This is a genomic window from Micromonospora sp. NPDC007220 (assembly GCF_040634035.1).
Taxonomy (GTDB): domain Bacteria; phylum Actinomycetota; class Actinomycetes; order Mycobacteriales; family Micromonosporaceae; genus Micromonospora; species Micromonospora reichwaldensis.
Window position 1 is genome coordinate 1 of record NZ_JBEYEU010000033.1, and the last position, 26,614, is coordinate 26,614.

Sequence of the window (26,614 nt, forward strand, 5' to 3'; positions counted from 1 at the left end):
TTATCAAGCACCCTGTTGAGTTCTCAAAGAACAACCACACACCGCCCAGAAACCCCACACCGTGGAGCACCCGACCCGGGGCATTTCGTTCACCGTGTCCGGCGCTCTCGCGCCGGGCACTTTTACTACGTTACCTCACCGTCTTCGCCGTGTCAAACCGTTTGTTCCGGTCTGTCGTGCTTCGTACGGGTTGGCTCCGACGAGCGCACGCAGCAACGAACCGCCGCGTTGATCATCGGATTTGGCAGACCGGCCGCTCTGCGGTTTCCCGCGAGCTCGCCCGGATCCCTGCCGGCCGTGAACCTTACCCGGTCGGCTTCGCTGCACCAAATCCGCCTCGCGGCAGATCCGGTGAGCCCCGCCCGGGGCCGCGTCGTCCAAGGATTCGATCCCGTCCGACCCGGGCCAGTTCGGTTCGGCGCCTCAGGACTTTCGCCCTGTTTGCCCCGTTCCGCGCTGGCAGAGAGAAAGTTACGCGTCTGCGGGTTTGAACGTCAAATCCGGGGGTAGCGTCCCCGGTCACATCATTTCCCGCTCGCTATATCGCCTGCTCAGCGCCGGTGCGGCGCTTGTCCCCCGGCAACCAGGGCACCTTGCCGCTTCGCCCGGCAGCCAAGGCGCCACCGCCACGGGGCAGCACCGCCACCTTCCGAACGCCCGTATCCGTCGCAGTCACGCCTCATCCGCACATGCCTGCCGCAGGGTGCCGGCGGAGGTGTCAGCGCGCCAGGCACCGCGGCATCCCCCACGACCCTGGAGCGGCCTGGTGGCAGTGAATGTGGCGCGGCGTGTCGCGGAACTCTGGTGTGCGGTGGAGCAGCCTGGTGGCAGTTGACCTCGGGGGCCCGGTGGAGCAGATCGGTAGCGATGGACCTCGGGGGCCCGTGCGGCAGCCCGGTGACGGTGGAGCGTCCGTCAGGGTGCCTGACGGTCGGCGCGCCGGCCGGCCGCCCGCCAGGCTCGGACGCCGAGCACACCGACAGTGGTGCCGATGAGCAGAGACGCCGCGATCAGCAGAGCGTGGATCCAGAGGAAGCCGGTGGCCGGGAACTCCCCGACCCTGCCCGTGGACCAGGCCCGCGGGTCCTTCCAGATGGCGACGGCGAACCTCGGCCAGATCACCCAGGTCCAGATTCCGACCCCGGTGAGGAAGAGCGCCCAGCCGCGCGACAGCACCATGGCTGCCGAGTATGCCAGCGCGAGCTGACGGGCCAGCGGTGGAGGCGCAGGTCAGGGGACCTGCCACCGCCGGGGACCTGCCGCCGCCGGCGCCGTGCCGTGCGCTCAAGCCGGGAGCGCGGCGCAGCGCTTCCGTATGTCGTGCGGCTTGACGGGCAGTGCCTCGGCGGCCGGGAGCTGGTGCGAGCCGTAGCCGCACTGGCGGCCCGTCCGTCGGGCGGCTCCCCCGTGCACGTGGACCTACCGAAAGCCGAAGAGAACGGTGAGCAGTAACGCGTTTCCTTGTGCCATTCCGAAACTGCGGTGGGCGTTTCGCACGGCTCCCCCGGAAACGGGAGGCCCGCATGATCGCGGACCTCCCGAACACACCGTCAGAAGCAGGTGCCGATGCCGCCGATCGCGGGGTTCGCCCGGTCGTGGTAATGGATCGTGCCGCTCGGGTCGGCCATGAAACCGCCCCAGATGATGCAACCGCCCCTGACGTACGCCCGGGCGGGCCCGGCCGCCCAGAGCTTGTCGCCGTCGTCGGTCTGGGTGGGCAGGTACTGGGCGGCGAGGTAGACCTGGGTGCGGGTCAGCGTCCCCATGTAGGCGGACTTGACGGTGACCGTGCAGCCGTAGCCGACCATCGCGTTGTGCAGCAGGTACACGGTGCCGAGCCGGACGCCGGTCTCCGCGTGCCGGATCGGGTCCTGGTCCACGACCGTGTATCCGAGCCCGCAGAGAGACTGCGGCGTGACCGGGTTGACGACGGCCGCCTGGGCGGCGGCGCCGGCCCCGGCGACGAGCCCGACCGCGACGACGAGCACGACCCCGAGCCGACGAATGGTGCGGTACATCCGTGTCCCCCTTTTCCTCTGCGACAGATGCGTCACCAGAATGGTCGGCCCGGTTGACCGAACGAATGTGCCGACTGGACACTCCGCATCCCCGGCGGATGTGCGCGGCCCCTTTCCCGTCGCCGCCACCTGCGGCACAGCGCGCCATTCATCGACGGTCGGCGAATATGACGTACTTCGCACCGAGAAATTTCAGTGAACCGAAAATTGCCGTGTTGTTTCCCGGGAGCGCGGGCGGGGCACTGACTTGGGGACCGGCGCAGACCGTCATCGGAGGTGACCCGTGCAGCCGTCGACATTCAACCCCTGGACCTGGCGCGACCCGTCCGCCCTCGCCGGCGGGTACTCCGGAGCCAGCCCCGACTCCGCCCCGCCGGACGGGCCGGAGCCCGGCGGCGACGGACCCGACGCCCCCGGCCCCGGCACCCCGCTCGACCTGGTCGGCTACCGCGTGGAGGCCACCGACGGGCGGATCGGCTCGGTCGACGAGGCCAGCGACGACACCGACGCCCGCTGGCTGGTGGTGGACACCGGGCCGTGGATCTTCGGCCGCAAGGTCCTGCTGCCGGCCGGCACTGTGACGCGGGTCGACCACCTGGACCGCACGGTGCACGTGGACCGCACCCGCGACCAGGTCAAGGAGTCACCGGCCTTCGACGCGGATGCCTACGGCGAGCCCGGTTACCGGGACCGGATCGGCGACTACTACCGGGACAGCTACCGGCAGGGCTGAGCGGGCAGGCCGGACCCGCTACGGTGGGGACATGGTCCGGCCGATCAGCTACGCGCCGGAGGTCGTCGACCTGGTCGACGGCCTCCCGCTCGGTGTCGTGACCATCTCTCCGACCCGCTCCGACGACGGCCGCGAGCGGATGATCGACGTACTTCGTGCCGGTGGACTGCGGTTCCGCGACGGCGCGCGATGGCGTTCGGCTCACTGAGCCGACCCTGACCGACCCGGGATGACATCCCCGGTCGACGCGCGCCCGCGCACACCTCGTCCACCAGGCACGAAAGGCGTACCACCATGTCCGTTGCACGGATGCTCACCGGGGACCGCCCCACCGGGCGGCTGCACCTCGGCCACTACGTCGGCAGCATCGCCAACCGGGTGCGGCTGCACCAGCGCTACGAGAGCTTCTTCATCATCGCCGATCTGCACATGCTCACCACGCGGAACACCCGCGAGGACATCGAGCGGGTCGCCGGCAACGCCCGGGAGATGGTCACCGACATCCTGGCCGCCGGCGTCGACCCGCAGCGCGCCACCTTCTACCTCCAGTCGGCCATCCCGGAGGTCGGCGACCTGAACACCCTCTTCCAGAACCTGGTCACGGTGCCCCGGCTGGAACGCGTGCCCTCGCTCAAGGACATGGCCCGCGACGCCGGCAAGGAGGAGATGCCCTACGGCCTGCTCGGGTACCCGGTGCTCCAGGCCGCCGACATCCTCTGCGTCAAGGGGCAGGTCGTACCGGTCGGCAAGGACAACGCGGCGCACGTGGAGGTGACGCGGGAGATCGCCCGGCGCTTCAACCACCTCTACGGGGAGGTGTTCCCCGTGCCGGAGACGATCGCGTCCGAGACGCCCACCCTGGTCGGCACGGACGGCCGGGCGAAGATGAGCAAGAGCCTGGGCAACGCGATCGCGCTCTCCGCCGATCCGGCGACGGTCCGCCGCGCGGTGCTGGGCATGTACACCGACCCGAACCGGATCCGCGCCGACGTGCCCGGCACCGTCGAGGGGAACCCGGTCTTCGCGTACCACGACATCTTCAACCCCGATCGGGCGCAGGTCGACGACCTCAAGGAGCGCTACCAGGCCGGGCGGGTCGGCGACGTGGAGGTGAAGGAGAAACTGGTCGTCGCGCTCGACCGGTTCCTGGACCCGATCCGGGAACGCCGGGCCCGGATCGAGGCCGAGCCCGGGCTGGTCGACCAGTTGATCTTCGAGGGCACGGAGCGGACCCGCCACGAGGTGCGGCAGACGCTCGTCGAGGTCCGCCGGGCGATGGGGCTGACCAGCGCGTACACGCAGGTGCGCCGCCGGGCCGAGCGGCACCGCAAGGCCACGGCCACGCCGGCCTGAGCGGTCGTACGACCGGCGACCGGCCCGGGACGGGGAATGAGCTCCGGCACCGGGCCGGTTCGTGCGGAGCGGTCGCAGCGGGATGAATGAGTGGCTCCGGGCGGGGCAACTGGAACACCATGGGCGTGGTCCGGTACGAGGCGGTGCTGCCGGTCGTCGACGAGCTGGACCAGCTCGTCGACCTGCTGCGCAAGGCGGCCCCGGGTGAGCAGCTGTACGTCCGGTGGTCCCGCGGGCCGGGCGTCGACCTGTCCGGCGAGCACGGGTCGGGGCAGTCCAGCAAGGACGCGCTGACCGGCATCGGCCTGCCCGGCCTCTCCGCCAATCCGCTCGCCGTCGAGTCGTGGTGGGGCGATCGGCCGCTGCGGCTGTGGGTGGCCCGCCGGCTCTACGACTACTGCCACCTGCGTCGGCTACGCGGCCCGGGCGTACGTCCCTGGGTGCTGGCCGGCGAGCAGCGCGGCCGGGGCCCGGACAACGAGCCGCTGGTGCGGTGCCGCCGGCCGGTCGCGTGGGTGTCGGAGCGGGCGCTGCGGGAGGCGGACCGGGTCGTCGAGGCGCAGGCGTCGACGGAGTGGGGACCGCTGCACCGGGCCGACTGATCCGCCCCGCGACCAGGTCGGCCTCCCCCACCGCCCCGGAGGGTCTGGCGGCCCGGGGGCGCGGGTCGCTAGGTTTCAGCTTCGGGTATCTCACTGTCGTCGATCGGGGGAAGTCGGCCGCGTGTCGCACATCGAGAAGATCACCGGGGAACTGCGCGCCTTGACGACCGGCGTCGACAGGGCGCAGGCGCTGGCGTCCGCCGCCGACAACCAGGCGCAGGAGGTCGCCCTGCGCGCCGCCGGCGCCGGCTTCGCCGCCGTGGCGGCGGGCGTGATCCGGGTACGCGACGGCATCTCGGCCGTCCGGGGCAGCCTGGGCAGCCTCGCGACCACCATCGGCGAGGCCACGAAGGCCACCGCGGCCGTCCCGCAGGAGGCCAGCCCGCACGAGACGATCACCGGCCTGGCACCGGTGCACAACGCGTGCGACGGCATCCGCGACACCGCCGCCGCCACGATCGCGCAGGTCCGCGAGACACGACAACTCGTCACCACCGTCCTGCACGGCGGCCAACCGGGCCCTCTCGTGCAGTCCCTGGAGAGCATCACGCAGGTCCTGAGCCTGGTCGCCCAACGCACCGCCAGCGCCCGGCAGGCGGTCGAGACGGCGATCGCCGAGGCCCGACAGCTGGGGTCGGCGGGAAACTGACCGGGGCTGGCGGCACCACACCGTCCAGCCCGACCGTCACAGCACCCGCCCCCAACGCCTCCCCGGCGGACGACACCGACACCGCCGACCACGACGCCGGGCACGAGGGCCCCACACCCGGTCTTGCGTTCTGGACCAGGCCCGCCACCGGCTCCCTCGGCGGCGCACCGACCGGACCACGCACCCGAATCCCGGCGAAGGAGAGACCAACGGAACGCCGCAGCCTGGAACTGGAGAACGAGACCGCCGACAAGATTGCCCACCAGGGCTACCGGGTGCACCAGAACCCGACGAAACAGGAGATCGCAACAGCCCGGCGGAACACCGGCGACGTCGTCGATCCGGAAAGGTCGCCGGATTACCTGATCGAAGGGCTCATCTTCGATTGCTACTCTCCCGGTCCCACCACCCCGGTCCGAGCCATCGGAAGCGCGGTCACGAGGAAGATCACGGACGCCCAGACGCAGCGCGTGGTGCTGAACCTCCAGGATTGGCGGGGGGACCTCGCTGCCCTGCAGAAGCAGTTCGACGACTGGCCGGTACCAGCGTTGGAGGAACTGGTGGCGGTCACACGGAACGGCACGATCGTCGAAATCGTCCGGCGGAACTGAGGGAAGGCGCCACACATGTCCATCACCTACCGACTGACGCTGGCCGGTGACATCCCGTTGGAGCTCGTGGCCGAACTCGCCGCTCCGGGTGCCGCCGAGACACCCACGCCGGCCGGGAACCGCCTGCTCAGTGCCAACCTGAACGAGGAGTGCGGGTACGTCGTCAGCATCACGTCGGGCAGCCACGGGTACTACGGCGCGGAAGATGACGGTGGCGTCCAGTGGGAGTGGGAGCCGGAGACCTACGTCGACATCGGCTTCCACATGCGCAAGGACACGCTGACGGAGAAGGGCAGGCCGCACATGCTGCGGACCGTGGGCCGGGTGCTGGCCAGCCGGCCGGAGGACGCGGCGTTGGTGCTCAACGACAACTGGCTGATGCTGACCCGGTTCGACGGCGTGATCCGCCGGCACAACGAGGCCGACTGGTACGACGAGGCGTACGACAGCGTCCTGCCCCGCTGAACCGCGGATCGCAACGGCCGCTTCGGGTCCCCCTGGCGCGGGCGCGGCCGCCCTACCATCGGATCGTGGCGAACTTCGATGTCCCGGCAGCGGTCGCGACGATCTGGCAGCGGCAGGCTGCCTGGTCACGGGCGTCCGGTGAGGCCAAGCGTGCGATCACCCGTGCGCGGTTGACCATCGCCGCGCTCACCGTGGGGGCCGCCGTGTGCGGCACCCTCGCCAACCAGCTCGGGCACGCCCACCCCGGTGTGGGGCGGGCGCTCGCGATCGTCGCGGCGGCGGCGCTGCTCGTGGTGCCGCTGGCGGCCCGGTGGTCCTCCCGGGAGGCGGTGCACGCGTGGACCCGGCTCCGCTCGGTCTCCGAGGCGCTGAAGGCGGACACCTACCGCTACCTCGCCGGGGTCGCCCCGTTCGGCGGCGCGGACCGGGACGCCGTCCTGCTCGGCCGGTTCGACGCGCTCATGGACGACGCCGGCGACCTGGTCGGCCGCACCCTGGACGCGCCGCCGGCCGACCGTCCGCTGCCAGCCGTCTCGGACGTGGCGACGTACGTGACGGAACGGTTGCAGCGGCAGGTCGACGGCTACTACCTGCCGGCGGCCCGCCGGATGGCCCGCGCCGCGCGGCGGGTCCGGTACGCGGCGACGGGGCTCACGATCGCCGCCGCCCTGGTCTCCGCGACGGTCGGGGTGCTCGGCGACAACCTCGGCCTCACCGCCTGGATCGGTGTCGCGGCGGCCGTGACCACGGCGCTGGTCGGCTACGGCTCAGCCCAGCAGTACGAGCACCACCAGATCGAGTACGCCCGCACCGCCGACCAGCTGACCCGGCTGCGCACGGCCCGCGAGGCCGGGCTGGGCTGGGCCGGCGACGACGCGTTCGTCGCCGAGGCGGAGCGCATCATCTCGCTGTCCAACGAGGGCTGGATGGCAAAGATGATCGAGCAGGATGGCGCTGCGCAGCCGTGACATCACTGGTTGTGCCATATAGCATCGTCGATAGTCGTCGTTGACCGTCGTCGTGGGCGGTCGTCCGTCCACTCCCGACTCCAAATGGGGGAACCGACGTGGATCGCACCGCACGCCAGCCCGATCCGACCGCGCCGCCACTGGACGACCTCCGGCGTACCCCGCTCGGCCGGATCTCCCTCGACCGGGCCCGGTCCGTCGCGCGCGTGGCCGGCCGGAGGGAGGATCGTCCGGCGCGTGTCGACGTCGCGGCGTTCAGCTCTGCGATCTGAGCCGGACGGGCAGCCGACCGGGCAGGTCGCCCCGCTGACGCAGTACGTGCTGAAGCTGGTCAGCCGCTGCGACCTCGCCTGCGACCACTGCTACGTCTACGAGCACCCCGACCAGTCCTGGCGGCGCCAGCCCCGGGTGATGGCCTCCGCCACGGTGGCGGCGGTCGCGGAGCGGATCGCGGAGCACGCGGCGGCGCACCGGCTCGACGCCGTACGGGTGGTCCTGCACGGCGGCGAGCCCCTGCTCGCCGGCGCCGCCCGGCTCGACTCCACTGCCGGCACCCTGCGGCGCGTCATCGGCCCGGTGGCCCGCCTCGACCTGCGGATGCAGTCCAACGGTGTGCTGCTCACCCCGGCGACCTGCGACGTGCTGGTCACCCACGACGTCAAGGTGGGGATCTCGCTCGACGGCGACCGGGCCGCCAACGACCGGCACCGCCGCCACGCCAACGGGTCGAGCAGCCACCGCCAGGTGCTGCGGGCGCTGTCGCTGCTGCGCAGCCCCGCGTACCGCAGCAGCTACGCGGGCATCCTCTGCACCGTCGACCTCGCCAACGACCCGATCCGGGTGTACGAGGCGCTGCTGGCCGAGGAGCCTCCGCACGTCGACTTCCTGCTGCCGCATGCCAACTGGGACAACCCGCCCGCCCGGCCCGACGGCCCCGCCACTCCGTACGCCGACTGGCTGCTGGCCGTCCACCGGCGGTGGCTGGCCGACGGGCGTCCGGTGCCGATCCGCCTGCTGGAGTCCCTGCTCTCCACCGCGTCCGGGCACGGCAGCCGCAGCGAGGCGGTCGGGCTCGGCCCGGCCGACCTGGTCGTCGTCGAGACCGACGGCACCTTCGAGCAGGTCGACTCGCTCAAGTCCGCCTTCGACGGCGCCGCGGCCACCGGCCTGGACGTCTTCCGCCACCGGGTGGACGACGCCGCGGCCCACCCGGGGATCGCCGTACGGCAGACCGGTCTCGACGGTCTCTGCGCGACCTGCCGCGCGTGCCCGGTGGTCGGGCACTGCGGCGGCGGGCTCTACGCCCACCGGTACCGCGCCGGGGACGGCTTCGACAACCCGTCCGTCTACTGCCCGGACCTGCTGGAACTCGTCCGGGTGGTGACGGCGGCCCCGGTCGCCGACGAACCCGACCGGCCCACCGACTCGCTCCACCCGCGCGTCCTCGACGACCTGGCGACCGGCGCGGGCGCGGCGGGCTCGGCCGCGCAGCTCGCCGCCGTCCACCTGGCGCTGGTGCGCGCCCTGCTGGTCGCGCTCAGCGAGCGGGCCGCGGGCGACCCGGTGGCGGCCGAGGGCTGGCGGCTGCTGGTCCACCTGGACGACGCGCATCCCGACGCCGTCCGCGCCGTGCTGGCCCACCCCTTCGTGCGCCGTTGGGCACGGCGCTGCCGGGACGGGACGGCGGAGCTGTCCTACCTGGCCTGCGTGGCGGCGGCCGCCGCCGTCCGCGCCCGGGTCCGGGCCGACCTGCCCGTCCCGGTGCGCGACGGGGTGGTCAGCCTGCCGACGCTCGGCGCGCTCGCGGTCGGTGCCGAGCGGGGCGTCGTCAGGCTCGTCGTCGACGACGGCGACGTCCGGCTCGCCGGCCGGCGGATCGCCGTCCTCCCGGGCCACGACGGCGACCCGGCCCGAAAGGACGGGCCGGACGGCTGGCTGCCGGTGCGTGCCGTCCGTCTCGGCGGGAACCGGCTGCTGTTGGAGGACACCGATCCGCACCGGAACGGCTACGACCTGCCGGTCGAGCCGCGGCTGTCCGGCGCCGCCGCGCTGGGGTGGACGCGGCGGCTGGAGGGGGCGGTGCGGCGGATCGACGCCGAGGCCACCAGCTACACGGCGGGCGTACGCACCCTGCTGCGGGCCGTCGTGCCGCTGCGCGCGGAGCCGACCGGCCGGTTCCGCAGTGCCGCCGCCGGCGTCGCCTTCGGCGCGGTGGCCGTCACGGCCGTACCCGACGACGCCACCCTCGCCGTGCTGCTCGTGCACGAGGTGCAGCACCTCAAGCTCAGCGCGGTGCTGGACGTCTGCGACCTGTTCGACCGCGACGACACCCGGACGCTGCGCGTGCCGTGGCGGGACGACCCGCGCCCGGTGGAGGGCGTGCTGCACGGCGTCTACGCCCATCTGGCCGTCGCCGACGTGTGGCGCCACCGCCCCGGGCCGGCCGCCGGGGACCATTTCCGCCGCTACCGGGACTGGACCGACGGGGCCCTCGACGCCCTGCTCGACCTCGGCGTCCTGACCGCCGCCGGCGAGCGGTTCGTCGGGGGGATGCGCGCCACCGTGGACACGTGGCCGTGACCGCCGGCCCGCTCCGGCGGGCCACGCTGACGGCGGACCTGCGCGCGCTGGGACTGCGGCCGGGGTCCACCGTGCTGGTGCACTGCGCCCTGTCCCGCGTCGGTCGGGTGGCGGGCGGCCCCGCCACGCTGCTGGCCGCCCTGCGGGACGTGCTGGGCGGAGCGGGCACGGTGGTCGTACCGGCGCAGACGGCCGGTAACTCCACCACCTCGCGGGCGTTCCGGGCGGCGACCGCCGGCTCGGGCCCCGCCGGAGTCGCGGCGGCGGAGGCGGCCATCGTGCCGTTCGACCCGGAGCGCAGCCCCGCCGAGGGCATGGGGGTCTTCGCCGAGCACGTACGCCGGCAGCCCGGGGCGTGCCGGAGCCACCACCCGCAGACCTCCTTCGCCGCCCTCGGCCCCGACGCGGCCCGGCTGACCGCCGTCCACGACCTCGACTGCCACCTCGGCGAACGCTCACCCCTCGGCGCGCTCCACGCCGCCGACGCCGTGGTGCTGCTGCTCGGCGTCGACTGGTCGGTCTGCACGGCGTTCCACCTGGCCGAGTACCGGCTGCGCCGCCCGCCGGTCGACCGGGCGTACCGGTGCTACGTGCGCGACGCCGCCGGGCGGCGGGTCCGGCACGACTTCCAGGCCCTCGATCTCCACGACACCGACTTTCCGCTGATCGGCCGGGCACTGACGGAGGCCGGCGCGGTGCGGCGCGGGCCGGTCGGCGGCGCCGACTGCCGGCTCACGGACCTTCGGGTGGCCGTCGACTTCGCCCGGGGGTGGATGGATGAGCACCGGCGGTGACGAGCGGGGCAGCGGAGGGTTGGCCACGGTCGATACTGTGGACGGTCGGGAGTCGCCGCACCGGTCGGGAGCCTCAGTTGACAGAGGGCACGCTCTGGGAGGACGAGAGCGCCCCCGTGTTCTTTCTCAGCTATGCCCACAAGAAGAACCAGGTCGCGGCGCCCCGGGACACCAACCAGAAGGTCTTCCAGCTCTTCGTCGACCTCTCCGACCATGTCGTCGAGCTGCTCGGCCTCGGCCCGGGGCGCACGGCCGGATTCATGGACCGGATGCTCGACGGCGGGCAGGTATGGACCGACGACCTGGCCTTTGCCGCCGGGCACTGCCAGGTCTTCATCCCGTTGATCTCCACTCACTACCTCAACAGCGACTGGTGTGCCCGCGAGTGGGACGCGTTCACCCGCCGGCCGATACTGACCCGGCCGGGTGCCGAGCCGTCGGCGGGGGAGACGCCGGTCATCCCGGTCAACTGGTCCCTGGTGGAGCGTCGCCGGCTGCCGGCGGCCGTGTCGCGGAGGCAGATGTTCACCCCCACCCGGCTGCCCCCGGAGATCGCTCCGCAATACCACGAAGAGGGCATCTACGGTCTACTGAGCCTCGGCGACACCGGCAAGGCCGCCTACGACGCGGTGGTCTGGCGGCTGGCGCAGCGGGTCGCCCGGGCCTATCGGACGCACTGGGTGCAGGCACAGGTCCCGACCGACGTGCGGCAGTTGCGCACCACGTTCGAGGAGGGCGGACATGACGTGGTCTGACCCCGTTCCGCCCCGGGGCGCATCCCGCCGGGAGACCTACTTCTTCCTGAGCTACGCCCACTCGGTGCCGCTGTCGGCCGGTGTCCGGCCGGACACCGACTACTGGGTCAACCGGTTCTTCAACGACCTGGCCACCGCCGTCCGGCACGCTGCCACGAGGAGCCGCGACCTCGACGCCGGCTTCTTCGACGGCCAGGTCAACCCGGGAGCCGACCTCAGGCAGACGCTCACCGACGCGCTCAGCCTCGCGCACGTCTTCGTGCCGCTGCACTCACCGAACTACTTCCGCAACGCGTGGGCGCTGGGCGAACGCGAGTCGTTCCGCAGCCGACTCACCCGGCTCACCCCGGCGCAGGCCGAACGGCACCTGGTGCCGGTGCTGTGGCTGCCGCTGCCGTCCCGGGGCGAGCGGCCGGAGACGACCCGGGCCCTCGACCTGGTTCCGGACGCCGGCGACCGGGCCGACTACGCCGAGAACGGCCTGCGCGCCCTCTGCAAGCTCAGCGCCTACCACGACCTCTACCGGCGGGTCCTCGAGGCGCTGGCGAAGCAGATCGTCACGGTGACCGAGACGCAGCCGCTGGCCCGGTCCCGGGCGACGACGCTGTCCAGCCACCCGGTGCCTGACAGCGTCGGCCCGGCGCTGGTGGTCACCACCCTCACCGACCACGCACGGTGGCGGCCCTACGCGGGGCAGCACGAGCTGGCCGTGGCCGACCACGTCGCCGCGACCGCCGAGCGGCTCGGCCTGCCCACCCGGGTCGTCGACCTGGCGGCGGCCCGGGCCCTGGCGCCGCGGAGCCCCACCGTCGTGCTGGTGGACGCCGCGGCCGGTGCCGCCGCCATCCGATCGGCGCTGGACGACCTGCCCCGCTGGGTCGTCCCGCTGGTCATCGCCGCCGGTCACGAGCGTGGCGCGACGGCACCCGAGTCGGTTTCCGAAGCGTTGCAGGCCGCCGGGTTCCCCCGGGTCATGCCGGTACGCGCGATCGACGAGTTCGAGCGCTGCACCCCGCTGCTGGTGACCGAGGCCCGCAAGCAGTTCCTCCGGTACGGTCCGGTCGACCCGCCGGACGGCCCGGTCACCCCGAGACCGAGCCTGCGCCCGGCCCGGCCCTTCGACGGGCCGCCCGGGTCCGGCGCGAGCCTGCCGCCGGTGCGGCCGTTCGACACGACGCGAGGGAAGGACGAGCGATGACGCCATCGCGCGAAGGGCAGGTCATCACCTTCTACTCCTACAAGGGCGGTACGGGCCGCACGATGGCGCTGGCCAACACCGCCTGGATCCTCGCCGCGAACGGTCAGCGGGTGCTCGTCGCCGACTGGGACCTGGAGTCTCCCGGCCTGCACCGGTTCTACGCCCCGTTCCTCGACGCGGAGCAGGTCGCCACCACCGGCGGCGTCATGGACCTGATCCTGGACTACGAGTGGGAGAACGCCCGCCGGCGCGAGGAGACCGGCGCCGACCCCCGGCCCGGCGACTGGCACCGGGAGTACGCGCGGGTCCACCGGTACGCGTTCTCGGTGAGCTGGGAGTTCCCCGGCGGCGGCAGCCTCGACCTGCTCCTGGCCGGCCGGCACAATCCCGACTACGCGACCAGCGTGACCGGCCTGAACTGGGACAACTTCTACAACCGGCTCGGCGGCGCGCAGTTCTTCGACGCGCTGCGCGAGGACATGAAGCGGCACTACGACTACGCCCTGATCGACAGCCGCACCGGGATCAGCGACGTCGCCGAGATCTGCACCATCCACCTGCCCGACGTGCTGGTCGACTGCTTCACCCTCAGCGACCAGGGCATCGACGGCGCCGCGGCGGTGGCCGCCCGCGTCCGCGACTACGAGGGGCGTCGGGCGCGGCGGGTGCTGCCCGTGCCGATGCGGGTCGACGACGGGGAGAAGGGCAAGCGGGACGCCGGGCGGTCGCTGGCCATGCAGAAGTTCGCCGGCCTGCCGGGCGGCATGACCGACAGCGAGCGGCAGGCCTACTGGCTCACCGTCGAGGTGCCGTACCGCGCGTACTACGCCTACGAGGAGACGCTGGCGACCTTCGGCGACGAGCCGGGCGGGCGCACCACCCTGCTGTCCGCGTACGAGACGTTGACCAGCCACATCACCAACGGCAGGATCACCGGTCTGCCCCGGATGGACGACCAGCTGCGCCGCCGGACGGTGCAGCGCTTCGAACGCAAGCCGACGGTCGTGGACGAGCTGATCCTGCTGCGGCACGTGCCCGAGGACCAGGTGTGGGCGGAGTGGGCGCAGGCCGTGCTGAACTCCGCGGACCTGCGGGTGGTCACCGCTTCCCTGGACGGGCCGGCACCCGAGCAGACGGGCTCGGCCTTCCGCGAGGTCCGGCTGGTCTCCCGCGCCTACCTGGCGGCCTGGCGTGCCCGCTCCGGCACCGGTGGCGACCGGGCCGCGCCGAGCTGGCTGGCCGTGCACGTCGACGACACCCCGCCCGTGCCGGACGTCCCGGTCGGCAGTTGGACGGCCGTGCACGACCTCACCGCCGAGGACGCGGCGACCCACCTGCTGAAGCTGGTGGGACGCACGGTGGGCGCGGCCGGCCTGCGCCCGGCCCGCTTCCCCGGGGTGCGCGCGACGGTCTTCAACGCGCCGGCCCGCAACGCCCGCTTCACCGGGCGCGAGGACCTGCTGCGCCGGCTCCGTGAGGAGCTGAGGGCGTCGGGCGGCAGCGGCACCCCGGTCGCCCTGCGGGGCGGTCCCGGTCTCGGCAAGACGCAGCTCGCCATCGAGTACGCCCACCGGTTCCGGGGCGCGTACGACATCATCTGGTGGGTCGCCGCCGACCCGCCGCAGTTCGTCGACGTGCTCATGACGGAGCTCAGCGACGAGCTGGGCCTGCCGAGCCAGGCGACGATCCCGGAGACCAACCGCGCCCTGCGGCAGCGGCTGGGTCAGACCGAGCGCCGCCCCGACGGCACCCCGCCGCCGCACTGGCTGCTGATCTTCGACAACGCCGACCAGTACGAGGACGTCCGGCCCTACCTGCCGCAGGGCAACGGACACGTGCTGGTCACCACCCGCAACCCGGACTGGGGTGACCTGGCGCGGGCGGTGGACGTCGACGAGTTCGCGCGGGCGGAGAGCGTGGCGCACCTGCGCGCCCGCCTCGGCGAGCACCTGATGAGCGTCGCCGAGGCCGAGCGGGTCGCCGAGGCCGTGGAGAACGTGCCGATCTTCGTCGCGACGGTCGGGGCGTGGTTGGCCGACACCCGCACACCGGTCGAGGACTACCTGGCCGGGCTGCGCCGCACCGGCCTGGAGACGGAGGTCTGGGACCTCCCGCTCCAGCGGCTGCGGGAGGGTTCCCCGGGGGCGTACCGTCTCCTTCAACTCGCGTCGGTGCTCGCCCCGGAGATCTCCCTCGACCTGCTCTACAGCGACCGGGTGGCGCGGGTCATCGCCCCGCACGACCCGGTCGTCGCCGCGCGGGTCGCCGACCGGGTCTCCGAGCGTGACATCGCGGCGACGCTGGTGCAGCGGATGAACAAGCTCGCGCTCATCAAGCTGGACCCGCACGCCCACCGCGTGCAGGTGCACCGGCTGTTGCAGACCGCGCTGCGCGCCCGGATGACCGACGACGAGTTGGTCACGGCCAAGCACGAGGTGCACCAGATCCTCGCCGGGTCGCGACCGCCGGGTGAGGTGGAGGACCCGGCGAACCGGCAACGGTTCCGGATGCTCTGGCCGCACCTCGACGGCTCCGACGCGATCTCCTGCCGGGACGACGACGTCCGGCAACTGGTCATCGACCGGGTCCGCTACATCTACGTCAGCGGCGGGTACGAGCAGGGCGAGCGGTACGCGCGGGAGACCGAGGCCGTGTGGTCGGCGCTGCTGGCGGAGTTGCCGCCGGACGGAACGGAGCACCGCAAGCTGCGCGTCCAACTGCTGCACCTTCGGTTCAACTGGGCGAACGTGCTGCGCAGCCTCGGGCGGTTCGACGAGGCCCTCCGGCTGGACGAGGACACCCTGCACCAGCAGGAGGAGCTGATCGGCGACAGCCACCCGCACACGCTGATGACCGCCGGTGGTTACGGGGCGGACCTGCGCACCCTGGGCCGCTACCGGGAGGCCCTGGAGCGCAGCTCGCGGACGTACGCCGCATCGGTCGAGGTGTTCGGCGAGGATCACCGGCGGACCCTGACCGCGGCGAACAACCTGGCCGTGTCGTACCGGCTGATGGGCATGTTCGACCGGGCGCTCGAGGGTGACCAGGCGACCAACCGGCGACAGCGGGTCGTCCTCGGGCCGGAGCACCCGAACACCCTGGTGTCGGCCAACAACCTCGCCCGCGACCTGCGGGAGACCGGCGACTACGAGGGTTCCGTGGCGCTGCTACGGGAGGTGGTGACCGGCTACCGGAACCTCTTCGGCGAGCAGTCCCGTGACCTGCTCACCGCGCAGGCCAACCTGGCCGTGTCGTTGCGCAGCACCGGGGAGATCGCCGAGGCGGCCCAGTTGCTCGACGAGACCTACCAGCGGCTGCTGGCCACCCTCGGGCCGACCAGCCCGGACACCCTGTTCAGCCGGCTCAGCCGCACGGCCAACCTGATGTTGCAGGGGCAGAACGCGCAGGCCCTGGCGGAGCTGGTCGAGGTGGAGCAGCAGTTCGTCCAGGCGTTCGGCGCCGACCACCCGTACTCGCTGGTCTGCCGGGTCAACCTGGGCGTGGCCCAGTGGGACGCCGGCGACACGGGCACCAGCCTGTCGATCACCGAGGCGGCCGCGGCGGCGATGCTCGCCGCACTCGGCGACCGGCACCCGTTCACCATGGCGGCGGCCAACAACCTCGCGGTCTTCACCATCCTCACCGGGGAGCAGGAGCGGGGACGCGACCGGCTGCTGGCCGTGGTGGAGCAGCTCGCGGAGGTGCTCGGGCCCGAGCACCCCGACACGTTGCGGGCCCGGGGCAACCTGGAGACCGTCAACCAGGCGTTGTCGGGCGGCCGGGTGAGCATCGGGCGGATGCGGATCGCCGACCGGCTCGCCAACCGGGTCGGGCAGCACCACCCCAGTGTCGTGGTGCTCCGCGACGGGCGGTACGTGCGGCGGGTGCTCGACCCGCACCCCTACTGACCGGGCCGCGCGCCGATCAGCAGGTCGGCGCTCAGCGCGGGGTCGGGGTCGACGAGCCAGCGCAGGATGCGCGGCAACTCCTCAACCGCGTCGAAGTGCGCCGCCCCGGGCCGGACCTCCATCTCGGCGCCGGGCATCTGCGCGGCCAGCCAGCGGCCGTGGCTGACCGGGGCGAAGTTGTCGTCGGCGCCGTGCCACAGCCGGACCGGCGTCGCCGCGGTGTCGATCGCCGACAGGTCGAACGCCCAGGGGCGGCGGAACGCCAGCACGTCGTCGATCCACCCGTACGGCCCGGAGCGGAGCGCCTCCGCGTAGGTGTCGGTGATGAGCCGGCGCAGCGCCGGATCGTTGACCGCCCGCCGGTCCGCCGCGCTCATCTCCGTCCTCAGGTCCGCGAGGAGCAGCCGTGGGTCCGCGGCGGCCCGCTCGGCACGCTGGCGGATCTCCTCCACCACGGCGGCGGTGTCGGGGCTGCCGGCGCCGAACCCGCGCACGTTGCCGGTGTTCATGCCGCCGACCCAGTCCAACTCGATGGCGTTCCACGGGGCGAGACTGACCAGCACCGCCACCCGGGTCACCCTGCCGCGCAGGCGGGCATCGGCCGCGCAGGCGAGGGCGTGCGGGCCGCCGCCGGAGCGTCCGACGACCGCGAACTCCCGCACGCCCAGGTGGTCGGCGATCGCCTCGACGTCGCGGGCGGCGTCGGCGACGTCGCGGTTCTCCCGTCGGTCGGAGTCGCCGTAGCCGGGCCGGTCGTAGGCGATCAGCCGGACACCCATGCGGTAGAGGACGATGCCGCGCGGCTTGGGGCCACGTCGGCTGCCGGGCGTGCCGTGGAGCAGGAAGACGGGGAAGCCGTCGGGCGCGCCGGTCACCTCGTACGCCACGCGTCTGCTGTCCTCGCGTTCGGCGAAGTCGGCCCCTGGCTCGCCGTCTCGGGTCACTCCGTCCTGCCCTTCGGTGCCGCTACCAGCCAATACTCGCAACCCGGCATCGAGTAGAGACGATGTCGGACGGCTCCACTCAACAATCGAGCCTAATGGTCGGGCCCGCCGCGCCGCTATGCCGAGCGGGAACAAGGGGCCGGATCTGTCGGAAACGACACCGCCGGTCTGCCGCCGCTGGAACTTCCGGCGGCCGCTTCGACCGGGGACGCCGGTGGCGGGGGTCGGACGGTCAGGCGGTCAGCGCGTCGAGGGCGTCGTCGAGCCGGGGCTTCCGGCCGTCGGCGAAGACGTCGAGGAACTCCTCGCCCGGCGGGGCCCAGAACCGGGTACGCGGCTCGTCCCGCCAGTCGCAGGTGATCTCGCAGCCCCACGAGTGCAGGTACGTCCGCTGGTCCGCCTGCCCGCGGTGGAACAGCGGGTCGCCGACGATCGGGAAGCCGAGCCACGCCAGGTGGACGCGGATCTGGTGACGCCGGCCGGTGACCGGCTTGAGCACCAGCAGCGTACGGTCGCCGCTCACCAGCGCCGTGGCGAAGTCGGTACGGGACTCGTAGGAGGGCTTGGACCGGTCGACGGCCGACTCCGGCAGCGCGAAGCGGCGGCGGTCGGCGTCGTAGCGGATGGCATCGCGCTCGCCCGCGATCCGGATGGTGCCCTTGCGGCCCGGCCGCAGCGGCAGGTCGATGGTGCCGGTCTCGGGCAGCCGCGCCCCCTCGACCCAGGCCAGATAGCGCTTGTCGGCGCCCCGGCTGGCGAACTGCCGGGTCAGCGAGGCGTGCGCCGACGGCGTCCTGGCCAGCAGCAGCAGCCCCGAGGTGACCTTGTCGATGCGGTGCACCCAGTGCACCGGCTCCCCGGCGGCGGCGGCCAGGTCGGTCAGGGACTCGGCGTGCCGCTCGCCCATCACGGAGATGCCCGGCGGCTTGTCGAGCACGAGCAGGTGGTCGTCCTCGTGGATGGGATCGCGCCGAAGTTCCGACCAACTGAAGGTGGTCATCATCGCCTCGGCTCTCGACTGTGCTGAGCTGCTCGGTGTCGCCGACGGCCGGCCCCGGGACATCGGTGACGCGCGGAGCGGGGTCGAGCCGGGCCAGGTGGGCCGGCACGGCGAAGGATACCAACCCGGCGACCGCCCGCCCCGACGTCGAGCGGCGTCGCGCCCTGGGGCATCGCGCCCGCGCCCCGGGACCGTCGCGCCGGCCCTCGGCCCGTGCGGGTGACCGGCCACGAGCCGCGTGCCGGCGCACCGTGGGATCACCAAATCCGGGTCGACCACACCATCTCCGTACGTCGCCGCACGGAGCGGACCAATGGCGAGGCCAGCATTTTGAAAGAAATATGACGGGTTGTCGGACTCTACCGTGAAAACGGCACATGGGGGTCGAGGCAGACCCGCGCGGAAAGCGCGGTCCGGACCTGGGAGGAATCCAACCGTGACCCAGTACGTGGAGGAGGCCGGCAGCCCGACGCGGCAGGCCGAAGAGTCTCGACCGCCGGCGAGAGGGGCGGGTGCCGGAGGATCGTCCGAACGGTGGTGGAGACGACCGTGGATCGTGCCACTGGTCGCGCTGAACGGGGCCTTCCTGCTGTTCGTCCTGCCGCCGTACCTCGGTCTCGACCCGAGCCAGTCACGGGTGGTGCTGAACGACGGCTTCGCGTCGCACTACGCCGTCCTGGTGGTGCACATCCTCTTCGGCACCATCGCGCTGGTGACGTTGTGCCTCCAGGCCTGGCCGTGGCTGCGCCTGCGGTACCCGAGGGTGCACCGGCTCAGCGGGCGGCTGTACGTCTTCGCCGGCGCCATCCCGTCCGCGCTGCTCGCGCTCGTCCTCATGCCGTTCGCCGCGGCGCCGAACGGGCTGCTCGGCAGCGCGCTGGCCTCCGTGGGATGGATCGCCACGACGGTGCTCGGATTCCGCGCGGCCCGTCAGCGCCGCTACGCCGAGCACCGGAAGTGGATGGTCTACAGCTTCGCCTTCGCCCTGCAGACCATGTGGGGACGGGTGATCTTCCTGTTCAGCGCGCTGACCGGGCTGTCCATGAACCCGGTCGTCGCCGCCGAGGCGGGCGGGTGGCTCAGCGTGCTGGTGAACCTCGCCATCGCCTACTGGTGGCTGCACCGCACCCCCCGCCCGGCACGCCTCGGCGCTCAGCTGACACCCCCGGCCGGCGTGCTCAGTCGAACCGCCACCGGGTCGCGCTGAAGCCGGAACCCTTGTCCATGCCGATGACCTTGGCCGGGGTCACCTCGTACACGAGGTACGGCGATGGACCGATCCCGTCGCCGTCGATCCCACCGTCGACCGGAGTCACCTCCCAGCCGTACTTCTCCCCGTACGCCTCGGCGACGCGCTTGAGCGTCGCCGAGTCGCTGACCCGGGACGCCGTGCCCTCGATCGAGAGGTCCAGCTCCGGACTGGCGACGGTGAGGACGCAGTGCGGGTTGGTGGCCAGGTTGTCGACCTTGTGGGCGGTCTCGCTGGAGCAGAAGTACATGCTCTGGTCGAGCCACATGGCCAGCAGCGGCACGGCGTGCGGCCGGCCGTCCGGCCGGACCGTGCACAGGAAGAACTCTCCCGCCTCCGTCAGCCGCTCACGCGCCTGCGACCAGGGCATCGGCTTGGAGCCTTCGCTGGCAAAGGACGGTTCCGCGACCGGCTCACGGTTCACCATGGGTTCCCCTTCGAACGACGACATCGTGACTGAAGCAGCACGGAGAGTATCTCAGTGTGGCGGCGTCCGCGAGCGGACGGACACCGCCGCCGCGGAGTGTCGGAGGGACGCGCCCCTCCGACCGTCCCGCGCTCCCGCATTCCACAGGGGACGAATTCGCTTGACCTCAACCGCGCTGCAGGTCCTAGGTTCGCGGCATGAGCATGGAAGTCACCGCGTGGATGTCCCTGCACCACGCGATGCATCAGCGTGACCAGCGGCCCTTCTCCAAGGCGACCCTGAGGCGGATCGGCGGCTTCGCCCGCCCGCACCGCCGCCTGCTCGCGTGGTTCCTGGCGGGCAGCGTCGTGGCCGCGGTGCTGACCGTCGCCGCGCCGGTGCTGGCCGGGCGGGTGGTCGACGCAATCGTCTCCGGCACCGATACGGCGACGGTGGTGCGGCTGGCCGTGGCGATCGCCCTGATCGCGCTCGCCGAGGCCGGGCTGGGGCTCCTCACCCGCTACCAGTCGGCGCGGATCGGCGAGGGCCTGATCCTCGACCTGCGGACCGCCGTCTTCGACCACGTGCAGCGGATGCCCGTCGCGTTCTTCACCCGGACCCGCACCGGCGCCCTGGTCTCGCGCCTCAACAACGACGTGATCGGGGCGCAGCAGGCGTTCAGCGACACGCTCTCGGGCGTGGTCGGCAACGCCGTGACGCTGCTGCTGACGCTCGCGGTGATGCTGACCTTCTCCTGGCAGATCACCCTGCTGGCGCTGGTGCTGCTGCCGATCTTCGTGCTGCCCGCGCGGCGGATGGGCCGGAAGCTCGCCCGGCTCGAACGGGAGGCGGCCGACCTGAACGCGGCGATGAGCACCCGGATGACCGAGAAGTTCTCGGCGCCCGGCGCCACCCTGGTGAAGCTCTACGGGCGGCCGGCGGAGGAGTCCGCCGAGTTCGCCGCCCGCGCCCGGCGCGTGCGCGACATCGGCGTGCGTACCGCCATGTTGCAGACCGTCTTCATCACGGCCCTCACGGTGGTCGGTTCCCTCGCGCTGGCCCTGGTGTACGGCCTGGGCGGCGTGTACGCCATCGGCGGGCAGCTCGACGCCGGCGCGGTCGTCGCGCTCGCCCTGCTGCTGTCGCGCCTGTACGCGCCGCTGACCTCGCTCGCCAGCGCGCGGGTGGAGATCATGAGCGCGCTGGTCAGCTTCGAGCGGGTCTTCGAGATCCTGGACCTCAAGCCGATGATCGAGGACAAGCCGGACGCCCGGCCGCTGCCCGACGGACCGGTGGCGGTGGAGGTCGACGACGTCCGCTTCGGGTACCCGTCGGCCGACAAGGTCTCCCTGGCCTCGCTCGAGGACGTGGCGAAGCTCGACACCCGCGGCGGCGAGGAGGTGCTGCACGGGATCTCGTTCCGCGCCGAGCCCGGACAGATGGTCGCCCTGGTCGGCTCGTCGGGCGCGGGCAAGTCCACCATCGCGCAACTGCTGCCGCGCCTGTACGACGTGGAGGACGGCGCCGTCCGGCTCGCCGGGCGCGACGTCCGCGACCTGACCGGCGACTCGGTAAGAGACGCCCTCGGGGTGGTCACCCAGGACGGCCACCTGCTGCACGACACGATCCGCGCCAACCTGCTCTACGCCCGACCGGACGCCAACGAGGACGACCTGTGGGACGTGCTGCGTCGCGCGCGGCTGGCCGACCTGATCCGCTCGCTGCCGGACGGCCTGGAGACGGTCGTGGGCGAGCGGGGATACCGCCTCTCCGGCGGCGAACGTCAGCGGCTCACCATCGCCCGGCTGCTGCTCTCCCGCCCGCGTGTGGTGATCCTCGACGAGGCCACCGCACACCTCGACTCGACGTCCGAGGCGGCGGTGCAGGCGGCGCTGGGTGAGGCGTTGACCGGGCGGACCAGCGTGGTCATCGCGCACCGGCTCTCCACGATCCGCTCCGCCGACCAGATCCTGGTGCTCGAACAGGGCCGGATCGTGGAACGCGGCCGGCACCCCGACCTGCTGGCCCGGGGCGGCCGGTACGCCGAGCTGTACCGCACCCAGTTCGATCAACCGGTGCCGGCCTGACGTGTCGCCCGTGGTCGCGCGACCGGCCCCCGCCCGGGTCTGGGTGTGCCGTCACCGGGCGGGGGCTGAGGCCGCCGCACCGCGTCGGGCCGCTCAACGCCGGTCGCGCGACCGGCGGGTCGCCAGGATCCCGCCGACGATCGCCGCCACGGCCGGCAGGAGGCAGCAGATCGTCAGGACGAACACGTGCCACGGCTTGACAGCTCCCATGGCCGCGAGGATAGGCAGCGCGCGCCAGTGTCGTCACCCATGGTCACACACCGTGGCACCCCTGAGGTCCGGGCGCGAGCGCGGCGCGTGCCGGGGGCGATGAGCGAGCGCGCGGACGGGCCGCCGGGGTGCGTGTCGCGCCCCGACGGCCCGCCGTCAGTCGTCGTCAGCCGTTGTTGTCGATCAGGCTGGCGATCTGGTTGTAGATCAGGTGCGCCTTCGCGCCCTGGTTCGACGGGCAGCCGCCGAGGTGGTGCAGGGCGATCACCCGGTGGCTGGCGTTCAGCACCGGCGAGCCCGAGTTGCCGCCGGAGGTGTCGCAGCTGTAGCTGATGTTCGAGGCGTTGTAGTTCGCGTTCTTGACGGTGCAGTTCGCACCGTTCTGGGTGTCCTCGAAGATCGACAGTCGCTTCGGGCTGCCGTCGCCGTGCCCCGGGATGTACATCCGCGTGCCGGTGGTGGTGGCGGTCGTCGCCAGGTACAGCGTGCCGAAGCTCTGGATGCTGGTGAAGTTGTTCACCGAGTACAGGGCGTAGTCCAGTTCGCTGGAGCCGCCGCTGCTCACCTTGTAGAGGGTCGCCCCGCTCACCTTGGTGCCGGCGCCGGGGTTCGAGCCGCCGCAGGTGGCGCACTGGTAGTTGAACTGCATCTCGCTGCCGGTGACGGCGGCCTGCGTCGAGAAGCAGTGCTTGTTGGTCAGCATGCGGTTGGTGTTGCCGACCCGCCAGGTGGTGCACATACCGCCGCCGCTGATCAGCAGCCGCGCCACCGCCCTGCCGCGGGCGTACTCGGTGGGGTGGCTGTTCTGGTAGCAGACCACGTCGCGGCGGGCGTCGGTGCTGCACACGGACTGCGTGGAGAAGTTGTGCTGCGCGATCTCCGCGCGGTCGTAGCCGCGCCAGAACCGGTCGATGGTCGCGACGTTGCCACGGGAGGCGCGGCTGCTGTGCATCGTCACCACCGCGGTGTCGCCCTCCACCGACATCGCCCAGAAGCCCGGCTGTCCATCGGTGGTGTAGTCCGCGCCGGTCGCCCGGTTCAGGTAGCGGTCGTACCGGTAGCTCTCCCGGCCGTCGGGGCTCGCCACGGTGACGTAGTCGCCGTGGGCCAGCCGCAGCGCGCTGAAGTGCACCTTGACGTACGACGCGCCGGGGTGCCGGATGACCTGCGTCCGGCCGTCGCCGGCGGAGGAGAGCGTGCCGGCGACGGTGCGGAGTTCACCGACCGTGGTGACGCCCTCGGCCGAGAACTGCTCCGATTCGGGTGCCCGTTCGGATTGCGGCGCGAGAGGTTGCACCGAGTACGCCTCGGCGGCGGGTGCCGACATCAGACTCAGCCCGAGTGTGCAGGCGCCCAGCGCGACCGCCGCCGTTCGTAGGCGGCGCATGGCATGTTTCATCGTCGCTCCTCCCGAGGAACCAGCACCCAGACGTGCTTGCAGCCTTCATACACGAATTGATGGAGACATGTAAACATATCGATGCCTACCTACCGGCACGGTGTCGTCGGTCGCGCCGACGGGTTCCTGGCGGGGACCACCCGCACGACACACTCCCCCGGTCGAGCCCGGCCACGGCCGGACCGCACCGGACGGAACGCCGGCGTCACCGCTGCGGTGACGCCGGCGTCGTACCGTTCGTTACGGCGTGACGACCCTGCCGCCGAAGGTCACCACGAGGCGACCGTCGGACGCGAAGGACCAGCCCAGGGCGCCGGAGTACTGGGCGCACCGGGATCCGTTGCTGCCGGACCAGAACTGGTTCGAGCTGTCGGAGTTGCCGACGATCTTGTCGTTCGAGCCGCTGTCGCACGAGGTGTTGTTCCGGAACACCGAGGAGCCGCCGTCGAAGGTGAAGTTGCGCTCGGTGTTGCCGATGCTGGCGTTGTTCGACACCTGCATGCTGCCCAGATTGCGGTTGTAGGTGAAACCGTGCTTGCCGTTGTCGTAGGCGATGTTGCCCCGGACGATGTGGTTCACCCCGATGTCCTCGCCACCGAGCTTGTAGCCGTTGCGGTCGCCGGCCCCGGCCTGGCCACCGTTGCTCAGGGTGCCGTTGTTGTAGGCGAGAGAGGACTCGATGGTCACCGCGCCGATGGCCCCGGTGTCGCTCTTCGTGTAGAGGTCGTAGCCGTCGTCGATGTTGTTGTGGGCCACGGTGTAGCGGAAGACGTTGCCGGGGCCGACGGTGAGCTTCGGGGCGAAACCGTCGGCGTCCTCACCGTCGGAGTCGACGTTGTCGTGCGACACGGTGCTGACCACGAGGTTGTTGGACGGCCACTGGTCGCGGGGCGCGTTGGCCACCAGCCGCGAGAGCTGGAGCCCCGAGTCCCGGTTGTGGCGGGTCACCGTACGCTCGATGATGTTGTTGTTTCCGGCGAGCAGGATGCCGTTGTCCCCGGCCCGCTCGACGACGATGCCGCGGATGTGCCAGTACGATCCGCCCAACGCGAGGCCACGGTTCGCCGGGTCCTCACTCTGGGCCGAGAAGTTCAGGATCGGGGTCTCGCCCGGGTAGGCGAAGATGTTCTTGCGCGCGCTCGACGTGCCGTTGTTGCCCTGGCCGATGGTGATGGTCTGCGAGTAGCGGTAGGTGCCGCCGCGCAGGTAGATCGTGCCGCCGGCGGCGATCCGGGTGATCGCGGAGGTGAGCGTCGTCGGGTTCGCCTCCGTGCCGGACGCGCTGTCGGTGCCGGTCGGTGCCACGTACAGCGTGCCGCTCGACGGCGGCGGGGTGGTCGGCGGGGGTGTGGTCGGCGGCGGCGTGGTCGGCGGGGGTGTGGTCCCGCCCGAGGCGTACGTCTCGAACTCGGCGATCCTCGGCGTACCGGTCGCACCGGTGATCTCAAAATTGATCTTGCGCAGCGACGTGGCGGCGAAGTTGATGACCCCGGCCCCGTTGCCGCTGGCCAGGGTGGCGCCGGTGTCGTTGTTGACGACCCGCCAGGAGCCGATGACCCCGACGGCGCCGGCCGCCTCCCGGATGTTGATCGAGGCCACCGTGGTGGCGGTGCCCCACTTGATCGAGACGCGGCCGGTCGAGCCGGCAGGTGACCAGTAGGTGCTCATGCTGCCGTCGAGCACGTTGCCGTAGCTGGTGCCGCTGGCCTTGCTGGAGCCGTCGGAGCCGGCTCCGAGGCTGAGGTTGGTCGCGTTGGCGCCGACCGATGCGGGACTGGGGCCGCCAGTCGCACCCGACGCCTGGGTCATCGGCAGCGCCGCGGCGAGCGCGGCTGCGGCAGCCACGGCGGTGCCGCCGGCAAGAAGCTTGTGTCGCACTGTGGTTCGCACTGTTGGACTCCTCAGGAGTGAGCACGGTGCGGGGCACTGCCTGCACAGCCCGACACCGCATGCGGCTTCGTGTCCGTACCCTCAGCCCGGCCAGGGATCGAAACATCGATGAAACACAGGCTAGGAAAGCGCTTGCCCGCGAGGCAAGTGCGGAGACGTGCAGGTTTGTTGCATACGGCAACGCCGGACGCTGGCGGCCCCTACATCAAGAACGTGGATCGAACCGCGCACCAGCCCAGCATCGTCTGGCCTGCTAGAGCCTGGCGTCGGACCTCGGCCACCCTGGTTGCGCCCGGCTGATCGCCTGGGCCGTCGCGGCAGGCTCGGTGAACTGGTGCGTGTGCAGGCCGAGGCGTTCGGCGGCGGTGGCAGGCGATGACGCCGAACAGATCGAACAGGATGACGTCGGGCATGACGGTCACGCCCGGTGGACGATCGTGCCGGCGGCAACGAGTGCGTTCGCGTCGTCCTCGGCCACGTCGTCGGTGGTGACGACCATGCTGATCGCGGATATGGGCGCCACGAACGCCAGGGCCGTACGTGCGAACTTGGCGGGGTCGGCGACCACGATGACGCGATGGGCCGAGGCGATGATCGCCCGTTTCATGGCGGCGTCGGCGAGGTCGTAGGCGGTCAGCCCGTCGGCGGTCAGGCCGCAACAGCCGAGGATCGCGGTGTCGAAACGCAGCGCGGCCAGGGACGCCTCGGCGGACGCGACGGGGTAGGGATCGCTCGTCGGACGAACAGACACCGAGCAGCCAAATGTCCGCGAAGGACAGACGAACATTGGCGTCG

At 72.1% G+C, this 26,614-nt stretch carries 23 protein-coding genes; 15 read left to right on the top strand and 8 right to left on the bottom strand.

Going from position 1 to position 26,614, the window contains the following annotated elements; all coding sequences use genetic code 11:
- Positions 1–915 precede the first annotated feature (915 nt).
- Positions 916–1,179: an SCO4848 family membrane protein gene (locus tag ABZ573_RS29780; RefSeq protein ID WP_151454827.1), complete on the bottom strand. Its 264-nt coding sequence runs from the start codon at positions 1,177–1,179 to the stop codon at positions 916–918.
- Between the two features lie 371 nt (positions 1,180–1,550).
- A complete protein-coding gene (locus tag ABZ573_RS29785; protein ID WP_151454826.1) occupies positions 1,551–2,018 on the bottom strand; it encodes a hypothetical protein in 468 nt (155 codons plus the stop codon).
- Between the two features lie 283 nt (positions 2,019–2,301).
- Between ABZ573_RS29785 and ABZ573_RS29790 the strand changes: the two genes are divergently transcribed.
- The 13 genes from ABZ573_RS29790 to fxsT all read left to right on the top strand — a co-directional run bounded on the left by ABZ573_RS29790 (position 2,302) and on the right by fxsT (position 16,634).
- The gene (locus tag ABZ573_RS29790) at positions 2,302–2,751 is read left to right on the top strand and encodes a PRC-barrel domain-containing protein (protein ID WP_327029933.1); all 450 of its coding nucleotides are present in this window, start codon (positions 2,302–2,304) and stop codon (positions 2,749–2,751) included.
- A gap of 31 nt (positions 2,752–2,782) precedes the next feature.
- Positions 2,783–2,959: a hypothetical protein gene (locus tag ABZ573_RS29795; RefSeq protein ID WP_192581407.1), complete on the top strand. Its 177-nt coding sequence runs from the start codon at positions 2,783–2,785 to the stop codon at positions 2,957–2,959.
- A gap of 86 nt (positions 2,960–3,045) precedes the next feature.
- Positions 3,046–4,104, top strand: coding sequence for a tryptophan--tRNA ligase (gene trpS / locus ABZ573_RS29800; protein ID WP_358122334.1), 1,059 nt, complete (start codon positions 3,046–3,048; stop codon positions 4,102–4,104).
- 86 nt (positions 4,105–4,190) lie between these two features.
- Positions 4,191–4,706, top strand: coding sequence for a DUF6098 family protein (locus tag ABZ573_RS29805; RefSeq protein WP_358122336.1), 516 nt, complete (start codon positions 4,191–4,193; stop codon positions 4,704–4,706).
- Between the two features lie 121 nt (positions 4,707–4,827).
- Entirely contained in the window at positions 4,828–5,355 is a 528-nt protein-coding gene (locus ABZ573_RS29810) for a DUF6244 family protein (protein ID WP_151454823.1), read from the top strand.
- A gap of 188 nt (positions 5,356–5,543) precedes the next feature.
- Positions 5,544–5,966, top strand: coding sequence for a hypothetical protein (locus tag ABZ573_RS29815; RefSeq protein ID WP_358122360.1), 423 nt, complete (start codon positions 5,544–5,546; stop codon positions 5,964–5,966).
- Positions 5,967–5,981: 15 nt separating this feature from the next.
- Positions 5,982–6,431, top strand: a complete 450-nt coding sequence (locus tag ABZ573_RS29820) for a SitI3 family protein (protein WP_358122338.1) — start codon at positions 5,982–5,984, stop codon at positions 6,429–6,431.
- 65 nt (positions 6,432–6,496) lie between these two features.
- Complete coding sequence (locus ABZ573_RS29825) at positions 6,497–7,399, top strand: DUF4231 domain-containing protein (RefSeq protein WP_327029937.1); 903 nt, start codon at positions 6,497–6,499, stop codon at positions 7,397–7,399.
- 306 nt (positions 7,400–7,705) lie between these two features.
- Complete coding sequence (locus tag ABZ573_RS29830) at positions 7,706–9,979, top strand: FxsB family cyclophane-forming radical SAM/SPASM peptide maturase (protein ID WP_358122362.1); 2,274 nt, start codon at positions 7,706–7,708, stop codon at positions 9,977–9,979.
- On the top strand, positions 9,970–10,773 hold the full coding sequence (locus ABZ573_RS29835) for an AAC(3) family N-acetyltransferase (RefSeq protein ID WP_225852212.1): 804 nt from the start codon (positions 9,970–9,972) through the stop codon (positions 10,771–10,773). The genes ABZ573_RS29830 and ABZ573_RS29835 overlap by 10 nt, the downstream gene beginning before the upstream one ends.
- A gap of 77 nt (positions 10,774–10,850) precedes the next feature.
- Positions 10,851–11,528 (top strand): TIR-like protein FxsC, encoded by a 678-nt coding sequence (locus tag ABZ573_RS29840; protein WP_151454819.1) that lies wholly within the window; start codon positions 10,851–10,853, stop codon positions 11,526–11,528.
- Positions 11,515–12,726, top strand: coding sequence for a TIR-like protein FxsC (locus ABZ573_RS29845; RefSeq protein WP_358122341.1), 1,212 nt, complete (start codon positions 11,515–11,517; stop codon positions 12,724–12,726). Before ABZ573_RS29840 ends, ABZ573_RS29845 begins: the two co-directional genes overlap by 14 nt.
- Entirely contained in the window at positions 12,723–16,634 is a 3,912-nt protein-coding gene (gene fxsT, locus ABZ573_RS29850) for an FxSxx-COOH system tetratricopeptide repeat protein (RefSeq protein ID WP_358122343.1), read from the top strand. Before ABZ573_RS29845 ends, fxsT begins: the two co-directional genes overlap by 4 nt.
- Here fxsT and ABZ573_RS29855 read toward each other — a convergent pair.
- Positions 16,628–17,578, bottom strand: coding sequence for an alpha/beta fold hydrolase (locus tag ABZ573_RS29855; RefSeq protein WP_327029941.1), 951 nt, complete (start codon positions 17,576–17,578; stop codon positions 16,628–16,630). The genes fxsT and ABZ573_RS29855 overlap by 7 nt on opposite strands.
- A 232-nt stretch (positions 17,579–17,810) precedes the next feature.
- On the bottom strand, positions 17,811–18,578 hold the full coding sequence (locus ABZ573_RS29860; protein ID WP_192581406.1) for an RNA pseudouridine synthase: 768 nt from the start codon (positions 18,576–18,578) through the stop codon (positions 17,811–17,813).
- 556 nt (positions 18,579–19,134) lie between these two features.
- Here ABZ573_RS29860 and ABZ573_RS29865 point away from each other — a divergent pair.
- Complete coding sequence (locus ABZ573_RS29865) at positions 19,135–19,785, top strand: DUF2306 domain-containing protein (RefSeq protein WP_225852210.1); 651 nt, start codon at positions 19,135–19,137, stop codon at positions 19,783–19,785.
- On the opposite strand, the gene ABZ573_RS29870 is transcribed toward ABZ573_RS29865, so the two are convergent.
- Positions 19,757–20,254 (bottom strand): pyridoxamine 5'-phosphate oxidase family protein, encoded by a 498-nt coding sequence (locus ABZ573_RS29870; RefSeq protein WP_192581405.1) that lies wholly within the window; start codon positions 20,252–20,254, stop codon positions 19,757–19,759. The two genes, ABZ573_RS29865 and ABZ573_RS29870, sit on opposite strands and share 29 nt — an antisense overlap.
- 197 nt (positions 20,255–20,451) lie before the next feature.
- Here ABZ573_RS29870 and ABZ573_RS29875 point away from each other — a divergent pair, with 197 nt between their 5' ends.
- Positions 20,452–22,320 (top strand): ABC transporter ATP-binding protein, encoded by a 1,869-nt coding sequence (locus ABZ573_RS29875; protein WP_358122347.1) that lies wholly within the window; start codon positions 20,452–20,454, stop codon positions 22,318–22,320.
- Positions 22,321–22,696: 376 nt separating this feature from the next.
- Here ABZ573_RS29875 and ABZ573_RS29880 read toward each other — a convergent pair whose 3' ends face one another.
- The 3 genes from ABZ573_RS29880 to ABZ573_RS29890 all read right to left on the bottom strand — a co-directional run bounded on the left by ABZ573_RS29880 (position 22,697) and on the right by ABZ573_RS29890 (position 26,606).
- Complete coding sequence (locus tag ABZ573_RS29880) at positions 22,697–23,929, bottom strand: serine protease (RefSeq protein WP_151454813.1); 1,233 nt, start codon at positions 23,927–23,929, stop codon at positions 22,697–22,699.
- Positions 23,930–24,169: 240 nt separating this feature from the next.
- Entirely contained in the window at positions 24,170–25,819 is a 1,650-nt protein-coding gene (locus tag ABZ573_RS29885) for a cellulose-binding protein (protein ID WP_358122349.1), read from the bottom strand.
- A 418-nt stretch (positions 25,820–26,237) separates the two neighbouring features.
- Positions 26,238–26,606: a hypothetical protein gene (locus ABZ573_RS29890; RefSeq protein WP_358122351.1), complete on the bottom strand. Its 369-nt coding sequence runs from the start codon at positions 26,604–26,606 to the stop codon at positions 26,238–26,240.
- Positions 26,607–26,614: the final 8 nt, after the last annotated feature.